The sequence below is a fragment of the Pseudomonas sp. NPDC087185 genome, from assembly GCF_044744955.1.
In the GTDB taxonomy this organism is placed as follows: domain Bacteria; phylum Pseudomonadota; class Gammaproteobacteria; order Pseudomonadales; family Pseudomonadaceae; genus Aquipseudomonas.
Map to the genome: position 1 here is coordinate 655,481 of NZ_JBIUZK010000004.1, position 12,623 is coordinate 668,103.

The 12,623-nt window shown below is 64.5% G+C and carries 11 protein-coding genes; 10 read left to right on the forward strand and 1 reads right to left on the reverse strand.

What is annotated here, in order from left to right; translation table 11 throughout:
* Window position 1: 1 nt before the first annotated feature.
* Window positions 2-766 carry a TerB family tellurite resistance protein gene (locus ACIPIJ_RS17545; RefSeq protein WP_401078875.1) on the forward strand — a complete coding sequence of 255 codons (765 nt, stop codon included), beginning with the start codon at window positions 2-4 and terminating at the stop codon, window positions 764-766.
* Between the two features lie 12 nt (window positions 767-778).
* Here the strand turns inward: ACIPIJ_RS17545 and ACIPIJ_RS17550 are convergent, their stop codons facing one another.
* The gene (locus ACIPIJ_RS17550) at window positions 779-1,777 is read right to left on the reverse strand and encodes an alpha/beta hydrolase family protein (RefSeq protein ID WP_401078878.1); all 999 of its coding nucleotides are present in this window, start codon (window positions 1,775-1,777) and stop codon (window positions 779-781) included.
* Between the two features lie 95 nt (window positions 1,778-1,872).
* On the opposite strand from ACIPIJ_RS17550, the gene ACIPIJ_RS17555 reads away from it, so the two are divergent.
* The 9 genes from ACIPIJ_RS17555 to trpE all read left to right on the forward strand — a co-directional run bounded on the left by ACIPIJ_RS17555 (window position 1,873) and on the right by trpE (window position 12,597).
* Window positions 1,873-4,260 (forward strand): PAS domain S-box protein, encoded by a 2,388-nt coding sequence (locus tag ACIPIJ_RS17555; RefSeq protein ID WP_401078881.1) that lies wholly within the window; start codon window positions 1,873-1,875, stop codon window positions 4,258-4,260.
* A 7-nt stretch (window positions 4,261-4,267) separates the two neighbouring features.
* Entirely contained in the window at window positions 4,268-4,900 is a 633-nt protein-coding gene (locus tag ACIPIJ_RS17560; RefSeq protein WP_401078976.1) for a response regulator, read from the forward strand.
* A gap of 139 nt (window positions 4,901-5,039) precedes the next feature.
* A complete protein-coding gene (locus ACIPIJ_RS17565) occupies window positions 5,040-6,164 on the forward strand; it encodes an ABC transporter ATP-binding protein (RefSeq protein WP_401078884.1) in 1,125 nt (374 codons plus the stop codon).
* A gap of 40 nt (window positions 6,165-6,204) precedes the next feature.
* Window positions 6,205-7,239 (forward strand): ABC transporter substrate-binding protein, encoded by a 1,035-nt coding sequence (locus tag ACIPIJ_RS17570; protein WP_401078886.1) that lies wholly within the window; start codon window positions 6,205-6,207, stop codon window positions 7,237-7,239.
* A 139-nt stretch (window positions 7,240-7,378) separates the two neighbouring features.
* A complete protein-coding gene (locus ACIPIJ_RS17575; RefSeq protein ID WP_401078888.1) occupies window positions 7,379-8,626 on the forward strand; it encodes an ABC transporter permease in 1,248 nt (415 codons plus the stop codon).
* A gap of 11 nt (window positions 8,627-8,637) precedes the next feature.
* Window positions 8,638-9,465, forward strand: a complete 828-nt coding sequence (locus ACIPIJ_RS17580; RefSeq protein WP_401078891.1) for an ABC transporter permease — start codon at window positions 8,638-8,640, stop codon at window positions 9,463-9,465.
* A 93-nt stretch (window positions 9,466-9,558) separates the two neighbouring features.
* On the forward strand, window positions 9,559-10,233 hold the full coding sequence (rpe, locus tag ACIPIJ_RS17585; protein ID WP_401078894.1) for a ribulose-phosphate 3-epimerase: 675 nt from the start codon (window positions 9,559-9,561) through the stop codon (window positions 10,231-10,233).
* Complete coding sequence (locus ACIPIJ_RS17590) at window positions 10,230-11,048, forward strand: phosphoglycolate phosphatase (protein WP_401078897.1); 819 nt, start codon at window positions 10,230-10,232, stop codon at window positions 11,046-11,048. Before rpe ends, ACIPIJ_RS17590 begins: the two co-directional genes overlap by 4 nt.
* A 67-nt stretch (window positions 11,049-11,115) precedes the next feature.
* Window positions 11,116-12,597 carry an anthranilate synthase component I gene (trpE, locus tag ACIPIJ_RS17595; protein ID WP_401078900.1) on the forward strand — a complete coding sequence of 494 codons (1,482 nt, stop codon included), beginning with the start codon at window positions 11,116-11,118 and terminating at the stop codon, window positions 12,595-12,597.
* Window positions 12,598-12,623: the final 26 nt, after the last annotated feature.

Consider the following 12,623-nt stretch of genomic DNA (forward strand, 5'->3'; position numbering starts at 1 on the left):
CATGTGGTGGCCAGGCACGGTGATCGGGCTGGGCGCAGGCTTCGCTGTCGCCAGCATTCCGGGTGCGCTGCTGGGCGCGTTGCTGGGCCAGGCCATGGACCGGCGCTTGCGCGTGCAGGGCTGGGACGACATGCGCGAACGGCTGGGTGGCCGCCCGGCCCTGCGGGACGATGAGCTGTTGTTCGTGCTGCTCGGTCGGCTGGCCAAGAGCGATGGGCGGGTGGCCGAGCAGCATATTCAACAGGCGCGCCAAGAGATGGTCCGCCTGGACTTGGCTGAAGCTTCACGGCTGCGTGCGATTGCCGCCTTCAACCGCGGCAAGGCGGGCAAGGAGCGCCTGGCCCATCACCTGCGCCGCATCCGCCTGCAGCCCCATGCGGCCGAAGGCACTTTGCGCGCCTGCTGGCGCATGGCATGGGCCGATGGCAAGGCCGGGCACCACGAGCGTGAACTGCTGCTGGATTGGGGGCAGAAGCTTGGGCTGAGCCGGCGCCAGGTGCAGGCCATGTCGTTGGAGTACGAGCCGCGCAAGATGAACGCGGCCAGCGCTGTGATGACGTACGCGGGCGCGCTGCGCTTGCTGGGCGTCGAGGCCGACACCGAAGGCGGCCAGGTCAAGCAGGCGTACCGGCGCCTGGTCAGCCGGCACCATCCGGACAAGCTGGCGGGTACCGGGGCAAGCGAGGCGCAGGTGCGTGAAGCGACAGAACGGACCCGGGAGCTGCATCAGGCCTACGCACTGATCCGTAAGCGCCGGGGGCTCTGAAAGCCTCGCAACTTATTCCTGCGGCGCCATCCAGCCACGCACCCGGCGGAACAACTGCTCCTGCTCGGCGGCCTTGTTGCCAGGCATGGCAATCAAGGACAGCTGCTTGTACTGGCTGTCCTTCTGCCGCTTGCTGGCCTGCAGGCGTTGCTCGGCGGCATTGCGATCGCCGGTTCGGGTGGCGTAGTACACATCGGCAGTCGGCACTTTGAGGGTCGGCGTCAGGCTTTCCAGGTCCTGCTCGACCCGTGCTGGTGTCTGCGCGGCAATCATCACCAGTTTTTGCACTTGCGGCGGCTGTTTCTCGCTCAGGTAGCGGGCCGCCCAATAAGCACCGCTGCCGTGGCCGATCAGCACGATGCTGCGCGAATTGTGCTGTTGGGCGTAGGCCACCGCTGCGTCCAGGCGCGCGAAGATGCGTTCGGCATCGGCCTGGTCATTCTGTTCACTGGCCTGCTCGGCATCCGTACCTTGCGCGGTATCGGCATCAGCCGCAGTGGCCTGGGCCACATTGGCGTTGGCATCGGCGGGGGTATCCTTGGCCGGGGCACTCTCGCCCTGGTTTTTCTCCGCTTCGGCCGCAGGCGTGGCCTCGACCCGTGCTTGCGGCCCATCGGCGAGCAGGTCGGGCAGGCTGACGCTCAGGCTGTGCCAGCCGACATCGGGAAACTTGCGCCGCAGCGGGCCGACCGCGTTGGGCCAGTCGGCGCTCTCGCCGGCACCGGGGACGATGATCACCGCGCCTTGCGGGTCACTGTCGTTGGCCGGTTTCCACAGGGCCAGAAAACTGTCGGCGCCGGCCTGCAAGCTCTGCTGTTCGGCCTTCGGCACCAGGCGTTCAAGGGCCTGTGCGTCTTCCTGGCTGCGCTCCAGCAGCGGCGGGCGCGGCGCGGGGGTGGCGGGCGCCGCTGCAGCGGCTGCTGGTGGTTGGGCATCGGCGGCCAGGGCGCCGAGTGGAAGGAGTGAGGCCAGGCAGCACATTGCCAGCGTCGTGCGATAAAGTGTGGACATGAATCAACCCAAGGCCAGAATGATACCGGCAGCCTAATAGTATTTGCCCGTGACGGCCATGCTGCATGGCCGCCCTTGCGAGGACGAGCGTGTAGATGAAGCGATTGCGTCGCCTGTTGGTTATCGGCTGCTTGTGGCTACCCTTGATCGCCCTGGCAAGGCCCGAGGTGGCGCCGGCGGTGGCGCTCGATCCTGCCCAGCAGCAATGGCTGGACACCCACCGCAGCCTGCGGGTCGGCCTGGTGTTGCAGGCGCCCTATGCCCAGTTCGACCGCCGCTTGCAGCAGCTCTACGGGGCCAACGTCGAGTTGGTGAGCGGGCTGGCGCAGGCGCTCAAGCTGGACTTGACCTGGCGCAACTTCGCCGACCAGGCCAGCCTCGAACATGCCCTCAAGGCGGGCGAAATCGACTTTGCCCCAGGCCTTACCCAAACACCGGCCAGTTTGCGCCTGTGGTTGTTCAGCGACCCCTACATGCGTGTGCCGCAGCTGGTGGTCGGGCCGCGCACCGGCGCGCTGGCCGTGGAGCTGGAAAAGCTCGGGGCCGACGAGCGTGTGGCGGTGCGCATGCCCAGCGTGCTGGCCGACTACCTGCGCGGCAACTACACCAACCTCAACCTGCAGGGCGCACCCAACGAGCGCGAGGCCCTGCAACTGGTCGCGGGGGGGCAGGCCAGCTATGCGGTCATGGATGAAGCCCAGCTGAGTCGGTTGTCGCGCGAGAGCGAGTTCGGTGAATTGGCTGTGGTCGGCGATATCGGCCTGCCGCAGTTGCTGCGGGTAGGCTCGCGGCGTGACTGGCCGGTGCTGGCCGAGGTGCTCGAACGTGGCCTGCAGGCCATGCCGGCCAAGGCGCTGGAACAACTTCACCAGCGTTGGTTGCAGCCCCAATACCCGCGCCTGAGCGAGTCGACCGGCTTCTGGCAGAACCTGGCCTTGCTGTTCGGCATGCTGTTGTTGTGCGCTTTGGCCACGCTGGTTTGGCAGCGCCGCGAGCAGCGCCGCGTCGAGCGCAGCCTGCTGACCGCGCGTGAGAGCCTCACCGAGCGGCAAGTGCGCGAAGAGGCACTGCGCCTGAGCCAGTTCGCCATCGACCAGAGCACGGTGGGCATTCTCTGGGTCAACTGGGACAGCCATGTGCGCTACGCCAACCACGCGGTGGAGCGCATGCTGGGGTACGCCGAGGCGGCGTTGCTGGAGCGCCCGCTGATCGATTTCGAGCCGAACCTGAGCATGGACCGCTGGCTGCAGCTGTGGAAGGGCGCACGTGCCGGCGAGGTTGGGGTGCGGCAGTTCGAAACACAATGCCTGCGCGCCGATGGCAGCCTGTTGCCGGTGGAGTTGTCGTTGAGTTTTTTGCGCTTTCGCGATGCCGAGTACCTGGTGGTGTACCTCGCCGATGTCACCGAGCGCCACCGCGCCCTGGCGGCGCTGCGCGAAAGCGAAGCGCGGCTCAAGGGTATCGCCGGTAACGTGCCGGGGCTGGTGTTCCGCCTGGAGCCCACGCCCGCCGAGGGTGACCCGGAATTTCCCTACATCAGCGAGGGCAGCGAGGCGCTGGTTGGCTATACGCCGGCGCAGATCCAGCACCCGCAGATGGGCTTGCGCAACCTGGTACACCCCGAGGACCGCGCGGACTATCACCAGGTCCAGGACCTGGCCATTGCCAGCGACCAGGACTGGTCATGGCAGGGGCGCATCCTGACCCGCGAAGGTGAGCAGCGCTGGGCGGACATCAAGGCCAGTACCCGGCGCCTGGCCAATGGCCGGGTGGTCTGGGACGGTATTGTCTGGGACATCACCCAGAGCAAGCGCGCAGAGCTGGCGCTGGCGAAGTCTCAAGAGCAGCTGCGCGAACTGTCGGCGCACCTGGAGAGCGTGCGCGAAGAAGAAAAGGCCCGCATCGCCCGTGAAGTGCATGATGAACTCGGGCAGATGCTCACCGTGCTCAAACTGGAACTGTCGATGTGCGAACTGGCCTTTGCCGAGCTGGACCCGGGCCTCAACGAACGCCTGACCAGCATGAAGCGCCTGATAGCGCAGCTGTTCCAGCTGGTGCGCGATGTGGCTACCGCGTTGCGCCCGCCGATCCTCGACGCCGGCATTGCCTCGGCTATCGAATGGCAGGCCCGGCGCTTCGAGGCCCGCACGCAGATCCCCTGTCTGGTACAGGTGCCGGATAATCTGCCAGCATTGAGTGACGCCAAGGCCACCGGCTTGTTCCGCATCCTCCAGGAGGCGCTGACCAACGTCATGCGCCACGCCCAGGCGCACAGCGTGGAGATCGAGCTGGTGCGCGAGGGCGAAAAACTGCGCATGACCGTCAGTGACGACGGCAGCGGGTTTTGCCTTGAACAGGCCCGGCCGACTTCGTTCGGCCTGGTTGGTGTGCGGGAACGGGTGTTGATGCTCGGTGGCAGCATGGCGTTGCACAGCGAGCCGGGCGAGGGCACCAGCCTGAGCGTGACCATTGCGTTGGAGTAGGAGAACGATCGTGATACGAGTGCTGGTGGCCGAAGACCACACCATTGTCCGCGAAGGCATCAAGCAGTTGATCGGCTTGGCCAAGGACATGCAGGTAGCAGGGGAGGCCGGTAACGGCGAGCAGTTGCTCGAGGCCCTGCGCCACACCCCCTGCGAAGTGGTGTTGCTGGATATCTCCATGCCCGGCGTGAATGGCCTGGAGGCGATCCCGCGGATCCGCGCGTTGCACAACCCGCCGGCCATCCTGATGCTGTCGATGCACGACGAAGCGCAGATGGCCGCACGTGCCTTGAAAGCCGGCGCTGCCGGTTACGCCACCAAGGACAGTGACCCGGCGTTGCTGCTGACGGCGATCCGCCGGGTGGCGGGCGGCGGGCGCTACATCGACCCGGCGTTGGCCGACCGCATGGTCTTTGAAGTTGGCCTGACCGAGACGCGCCCGTTGCATACCTTGCTGTCGGAGCGTGAGTTCTCGGTGTTCGAGCGCCTGGCCCAGGGCGCCAACGTCAACGACATTGCCCAGCAGCTGGCGCTGTCGAGCAAGACCATCAGCACCCACAAGGCGCGGCTGATGCAGAAGCTCAAGGTCAATTCGCTGGCAGAGCTGGTGAAGTACGCCATGGAGCACAAGCTGGTCTGAAAGCGACAAGCGTGTAGGGCAATCCCTACAACAAATCTTCCATCCGGATGATGGCATTCTCTCAGCGCCCCCGATTTGCGGCCGCTTGCGCCTTCTCTAGTCTTTGCCTACGCAGTCATTCCAACAAGAAGGTGCAGGCATGAGCGAGGCGAATTCGAACGCTGTCACCGGTGAGACGCTGGTCAGCTTCCGTGGTGTGCAGAAGAGCTACGACGGCGAATCGCTGATCGTCAAAGACCTCAACCTGGACATTCGCAAGGGTGAATTCCTCACCCTGCTCGGCCCATCTGGCTCGGGCAAGACCACCAGCCTGATGATGCTGGCCGGCTTTGAGACCCCCACCGCCGGCGAAATCCAGCTGGCCGGGCGCTCGATCAACAACGTGCCGCCGCACAAGCGCGACATCGGCATGGTGTTCCAGAACTACGCGCTGTTCCCGCACATGACGGTCGCCGAGAACCTGGCCTTCCCACTGAGCGTGCGCAACCTGAGCAAGACCGACATCAGCGAGCGGGTGAAGCGTGTGCTGAACATGGTCCAACTGGATGCGTTCGCCAAGCGCTACCCCGGCCAGCTGTCCGGTGGCCAGCAACAGCGCGTGGCGCTCGCCCGGGCACTGGTGTTCGAGCCCCAGCTGGTGCTGATGGACGAACCGCTCGGAGCCCTCGACAAGCAGCTGCGTGAACACATGCAGATGGAGATCAAGCACATCCACCAGCGCCTGGGCGTGACCGTGGTCTACGTGACCCACGACCAGGGCGAGGCGCTGACCATGTCCGACCGCGTGGCGGTATTCCACCAGGGCGAGATTCAGCAGATCGCCGACCCGCGCACCCTCTACGAAGAGCCGCGTAACACCTTCGTCGCCAACTTCATTGGTGAGAACAACCGCATCAACGGCATCCTGCTGGCCAGCGATGGCAACCGTTGCCAGGTGCAATTGGCCCGTGGGGAACGGGTCGAGGCGCTGGCGGTGAACGTCGGCCAGGCTGGTGAGCCGGTGACCCTGTCCGTGCGCCCCGAGCGCGTGCGCCTCAACGGCCACAGCGAACGTTGCGTCAACCGCTTCTCCGGCCGTGTGGCCGAGTTCATCTACCTGGGCGACCACGTGCGGGTGCGCCTGGAAGTCTGCGGCAAGGCCGACTTCTTCGTGAAGCAGCCGATTGCCGAACTCGACCCGGCCCTGGCCGTGGGCGATGTGGTACCGCTGGGCTGGGAGGTGGAGCACGCGCGCGCGCTCGATCCGATTGCCGAAGCCCACTGATGGATTGCTTCACCAACCCTGTACTGTGGAGAGAATAATAATGCGCAAGCAGTTGAAACTGACCGCCCTGGCCCTCGGCCTGTTCGCCGCCGGCCAGGCCATGGCAGCGGACCTGACCGTGGTTTCCTTCGGTGGCGCCAACAAGGCAGCCCAGGTCAAGGCGTTTTACGAGCCTTGGGAGAAGGCTGGCAAAGGCAAGATCGTCGCCGGTGAGTACAACGGTGAAATGGCCAAGGTCAAAGCCATGGTCGACACCAAGAGCGTGTCCTGGAACCTGGTCGAGGTAGAGTCGCCAGAGCTGGCGCGCGGTTGCGACGAGGGCATGTTCGAGGAACTCGACCCGGCGCTGTTCGGTAGCGAAAGCGACTATGTACCGGGTGCAATCCAGCCCTGCGGTGTTGGCTTCTTCGTCTGGTCCACGGTGCTGGCCTACAACGCCGACAAGCTCAAGACTGCGCCCACCAGTTGGGCCGATTTCTGGGATACCAAGCAGTTCCCAGGCAAGCGTGGCCTGCGCAAGGGCGCCAAGTACACCCTGGAGTTCGCATTGATGGCCGACGGCGTCGCGCCGAAGGAAGTCTACAAAGTGCTGGCCACCAAAGAAGGGCAGGACCGCGCCTTCAAGAAACTCGACGAACTCAAGCCCAGCATCCAGTGGTGGGAAGCGGGCGCCCAGCCGCCGCAGTACCTGGCCTCGGGTGACGTGGTCATGAGCTCGGCCTACAACGGCCGCATCGCCGCCGTGCAGAAAGAGAGCAACCTCAAGGTGGTATGGAACGGTGGCATCTACGACTTCGATGCCTGGGCTATCCCGAAAGGCGCCAAGGATGTGGAAGAAGCGAAGAAGTTCATCGCCTACACCGTCCAGCCCGAGCAGCAGAAGACCTACTCCGAGAACATCGCCTACGGCCCGGCCAACTCCAAAGCCGTTGCGCTGCTGACGGATGCGGTGAAGAAGGACATGCCGACCACGCCTGAGAACATTGCCAACCAGGTGCAGATCGACGTGGCTTTCTGGGCCGACAACAGCGAGCAACTGGAGCAACGCTTCAACGCCTGGGCGGCGAAGAAGTAAACACAGGGAGCCGCTACGCGGCTCATCGCCGGCAAGTCGGCTCCCACAGGTGAGGTGACAGCCTGAGTGTGTGGGAGCCGGCTTGCCGGCGATGGGCTGCGCAGCAGCCCCAATTACAGCCTGTTTTGCGGAGTTCGCCATGGCCATTGCAGTGCCCCTCAATGAAGGCGCAGGTCCAAATCTGAAACAGCGCCTCAAGCACGCCGAGCGGATCAACCGCTGGAAGGCGCAGGCGTTGATCGCGCCGCTGGCGCTGTTTCTTCTGCTGGTGTTCCTGGTGCCGATTGCGGCGCTGCTGTACAAGAGCGTCGGCAACCCCGAAGTGGTCGCCGGCCTGCCTCGCACCGTCGAAGCGGTCAAGCAGTGGGATGGCAAGGGCCTGCCCGGCGAGGACGTATACAAAGCGTTAAGCCTGGACCTGCCCGAGGCGCGCAAAAACCAGTCGCTGGGCGACCTGTCCAAGCGCCTGAACATGGAACTGGCCGGTTATCGCAGCCTGCTGTCGAAGACTGCCCGGGCATTGCCGTTCAAGGCTGAGCCTGCTTCTTACAAGGAAGCGCTGCAGGCCCTCGATGAGCGCTGGGGCGACCCCGCCTACTGGCAAGCGGTGCGCCGCAATACCAGCAGCGTTACCTCCTATTACCTGCTGGCGTCGGTCGATCACCGTATCGACGACCTCGGCGAACTGGCCAAGGCCACCCCCGACCAGGCCATTTACCTGGACATCTTTGCCCGCACCCTGTGGATGGGTGTGGTGATTACCGTCATCTGCCTGCTGCTGGCATACCCACTGGCCTACCTGCTGGCCAACCTGCCGACGCGCCAGAGCAACCTGCTGATGATCCTGGTGCTGCTGCCGTTCTGGACCTCGATCCTGGTACGGGTGGCGGCGTGGATCGTGCTGCTGCAGTCGGGCGGCCTGATCAACAGCGCACTGATGGCCATGGGCATCATCGATCAGCCGCTGGAACTGGTGTTCAACCGTACCGGCGTGTACATCTCGATGGTGCACATTCTGTTGCCGTTCATGATCCTGCCGCTGTACAGCGTGATGAAGGGCATTTCGCCAAGCTACATGCGCGCCGCGATTTCGCTGGGTTGCCACCCGTTCGCGAGCTTCTGGCGCGTGTACTTCCCGCAGACCTACGCAGGCGTGGGCGCCGGTTGCCTGCTGGTGTTCATCCTGGCCATCGGTTACTACATCACCCCGGCGCTGCTCGGCAGCCCGAACGACCAGATGGTCAGCTACTTCGTTGCCTTCTATACCAACACCAGCATCAACTGGGGCATGGCCACCGCACTGGGTGGGCTTCTGCTGCTGGCAACCGTGCTGCTGTACTTGATCTATAGCTGGCTGGTCGGCGCCAGCCGCCTGCGCCTGAGCTGAGGAGCCTTGTGATGCTTAGCCCATACATGTCGCCCGTGGAGCGGGTGTGGTTCTACAGCCTGCGTATTCTGTGCGGCCTCATCTTGCTGTTCCTGGTGTTGCCGGTGCTGGTGATTGTGCCGTTGTCGTTCAACAGCGGTAGCTTCCTGGTGTACCCACTGCAAGGCTTCTCGCTGCAGTGGTACCAGGACTTCTTCGCCTCGGCCGAATGGATGCGCGCGCTGAAGAACAGCATCATCGTCGCCCCGGCGGCCACGGTCCTGGCCATGGTGTTCGGCACCCTGGCGTCGATCGGCCTTACCCGCGGTGATTTCCCCGGCAAGTCACTGGTGATGGCGCTGGTGATTTCGCCGATGGTGGTGCCGGTGGTGATCATCGGGGTCGCCAGCTACCTGTTCTTCGCCCCACTGGGCATGGGCAACAGCTTCATCTCGCTGATCCTGGTGCATGCGGTGCTGGGTGTGCCGTTCGTCATCATCACCGTGTCGGCGACCCTGCAGGGCTTCAACTACAACCTGGTGCGTGCGGCGGCCAGCCTGGGCGCCTCGCCGTTGCTGGCGTTCCGCAAGGTGACCCTGCCGCTGATCGCCCCTGGGGTGATCTCCGGTGCGCTGTTCGCGTTTGCCACCTCGTTCGATGAGGTGGTGGTGACGCTGTTCCTTGCCGGGCCTGAGCAGGCTACCCTCCCACGGCAGATGTTCAGCGGCATCCGCGAGAACCTGAGCCCGACGATTGCAGCGGCGGCGACGCTGTTGATCGCCTTCTCGGTCGTGCTGTTGCTGACCCTGGAGTGGCTGCGCGGGCGTAGCGAGAAGTTGCGCACCCAACAACCTGGCTGATGAAACGTAGTGATCGGGGCTGATACCAATCAGCCCCGATCCGCTTCCCTGAGTTACAATGCGCGCCACCGTGATTCTGCCAACAGGTGCGCCATGCAGCCCTACGCTATTGCCCCCTCCATTCTGTCCGCCGACTTCGCCCGCCTGGGTGCCGATGTCGATGCCGTGCTGGAAGCGGGTGCCGACATCGTCCACTTCGATGTCATGGACAACCACTACGTACCCAACCTGACCATCGGTCCGATGGTCTGCACCGCCCTGCGCAAGTACGGCGTGACCGCACCCATCGACGTGCACCTGATGGTCAGCCCGGTCGACCGCATCATTGGCGACTTCATCGAAGCCGGTGCCAGCTACATCACCTTCCACCCTGAAGCCTCGCAGCACATTGACCGCTCGCTGCAGTTGATCCGCGACGGCGGCTGCAAGGCCGGCCTGGTGTTCAACCCGGCCACCAGCCTGGATGCGCTGAAGTACGTGATGGACAAGGTCGACATGGTCCTGCTGATGAGCGTCAACCCAGGCTTCGGCGGGCAGAAGTTCATTCCCGGCACCCTCGACAAGCTGCGCGAGGCCCGTGCGCTGATCGACGCTAGCGGCCGTGACATCCGCCTGGAAATCGACGGCGGTGTCAACGTCAACAACATCCGCGAAATCGCTGCCGCTGGCGCCGATACCTTCGTTGCAGGCTCGGCGATCTTCAATGCGCCGGACTACCAGGAAGTCATCGCCAAGATGCGCGCCGAACTGGCTCAGGCCCGCCCATGAGCGGCTTCGAGCAGCTGTTCCCGGGGACGCTGCCCAGGCTGGTGATGTTCGATCTGGACGGTACCCTGATCGACTCGGTCCCCGACCTGGCTGCAGCCGTCGACCGCATGCTGCTCGAACTTGGCCGACCTGCCGCAGGGCTCGACGCCGTGCGGCACTGGGTTGGCAACGGTGCACCGGTACTGGTGCGCCGTGCGCTGGCCGGTGGCCTGGACCACGCGGCGGTAGACGATGAGCTGGCCGAGCGCGGCCTGGCGCTGTTCATGGAGGCCTACGCCGAAAGTCATGAACTGACGGTGGTATACCCCGGTGTGCACGACACCCTGCGCTGGCTGCGCAAGCAGGGCGTGGAGATGGCGCTGATCACCAACAAGCCCGAGCGCTTTGTTGCACCGCTGCTCGACCAGATGAAGATCGGCCGCTACTTTCGCTGGATCATCGGCGGCGACACGCTGCCACAGAAAAAACCCGACCCGGCCGCACTGCTGTTCGTCATGAAAATGGCCGGCGTCGAACCTGGCCAGGCGCTGTTTGTCGGCGACTCGCGCAGCGACGTGCTGGCGGCCAAGGCTGCCGGGGTGCAGTGCGTTGGCCTGAGCTATGGCTACAACCACGGCAGGCCGATCGACGAGGAATCGCCCAGCCTGGTGGTCGGCGACCTGCGCCTGCTGTTGCCCGGTTGCGTCGTCACCGACACTGGGATAACGTTGGCGGACCTTCAAGCCTCACAAGACAGAGAGCCCACCGTGGTGGTTACTGGCAAATTCTGGATGAAAGTCATCAAGGCCCTGGCCCGTTGGCGTTGGCGCGCCTGACTTCTGCCCGCCGGCGCCTGCCGGCCCGTCCGTTTGCCTGACTCTCATTGTTGCTCCGAGGCTACTCATGACCCGCGAAGAATTCCTGCGCCTGGCCGCTGCCGGCTACAACCGCATTCCCCTGGCCTGCGAAACCCTGGCCGACTTCGATACCCCGCTGTCGATCTACCTGAAGCTGGCCGACCAGGCCAACTCGTACCTGCTCGAATCGGTGCAGGGCGGCGAGAAGTGGGGCCGTTACTCGATGATCGGCCTGCCATCGCGCACCGTGATGCGTGTGCATGGCTACCACGTGAGCATCCTGCAGGATGGCGAGCAGGTCGAAAGCCATGAGGTGGAAGACCCGCTGGCCTTCGTCGAAACCTTCAAGGACCGCTACAAGGTCGCCGACATCGCGGGCTTGCCGCGCTTCAATGGCGGCCTGGTCGGCTACTTCGGCTACGACTGTGTGCGCTATGTGGAAAAGCGCCTGGGCGCCTGCCCGAACCCTGATCCACTGGGCGTGCCGGACATCCTGCTGATGGTCTCCGATGCCGTGGTGGTGTTCGACAACCTGGCTGGCAAGATGCACGCGATCGTGCTGGTCGACCCGTCCGAGGAACAGGCCTTCGAACACGGCCAGGCGCGCTTGCAAGGCCTGCTGGCCAAGCTGCGTGAGCCGATCACCCCACGCCGCGGCCTGGACCTGAGCCGCCCGATGGCGGCAGAGCCGGCGTTCCGTTCCAGCTTTACCCAGGATGACTACGAGCGCGCGGTGGACACGGTCAAGGAATACATCCTGGCCGGTGACTGCATGCAGGTGGTGCCGTCGCAGCGCATGTCGATCGACTTCAAGGCAGCGCCCATCGACTTGTACCGCGCCCTGCGTTGCTTCAACCCCACCCCGTACATGTACTTCTTCAACTTCGGCGACTTCCACGTGGTTGGCAGCTCGCCTGAAGTGCTGGTGCGGGTGGAAGACAACCTGGTCACCGTGCGCCCGATTGCCGGCACCCGCCCGCGCGGCGCCACCGAAGAAGCGGACCGTGCGCTGGAAGACGACCTGCTGTCGGACGACAAGGAAATCGCCGAGCACCTGATGCTGATCGACCTGGGCCGCAACGATGTCGGCCGTGTGTCCTCCACCGGCAGCGTGCGCCTGACCGAGAAGATGGTGATCGAGCGCTACTCGAACGTGATGCACATCGTCTCCAATGTCACCGGCCAGCTGGCCGAGGGCCTGACCGCCATGGATGCACTGCGGGCGATCCTGCCGGCGGGTACCTTGTCGGGTGCGCCGAAGATCCGTGCGATGGAGATCATTGACGAGCTGGAACCGGTCAAGCGCGGAGTTTACGGCGGTGCGGTGGGCTACTTCGCCTGGAACGGCAACATGGACACCGCGATTGCCATCCGTACGGCGGTAATCAAGGACGGCGAGCTGCATGTGCAGGCTGGTGGTGGCATCGTCGCCGACTCGGTACCGGCGCTGGAGTGGGAAGAAACCATCAACAAGCGCCGGGCGATGTTCCGTGCGGTAGCGCTGGCTGAGCAGACGCCCGCCGAGTAACAGAAGGGTGTTGGGGCCGCACTGCG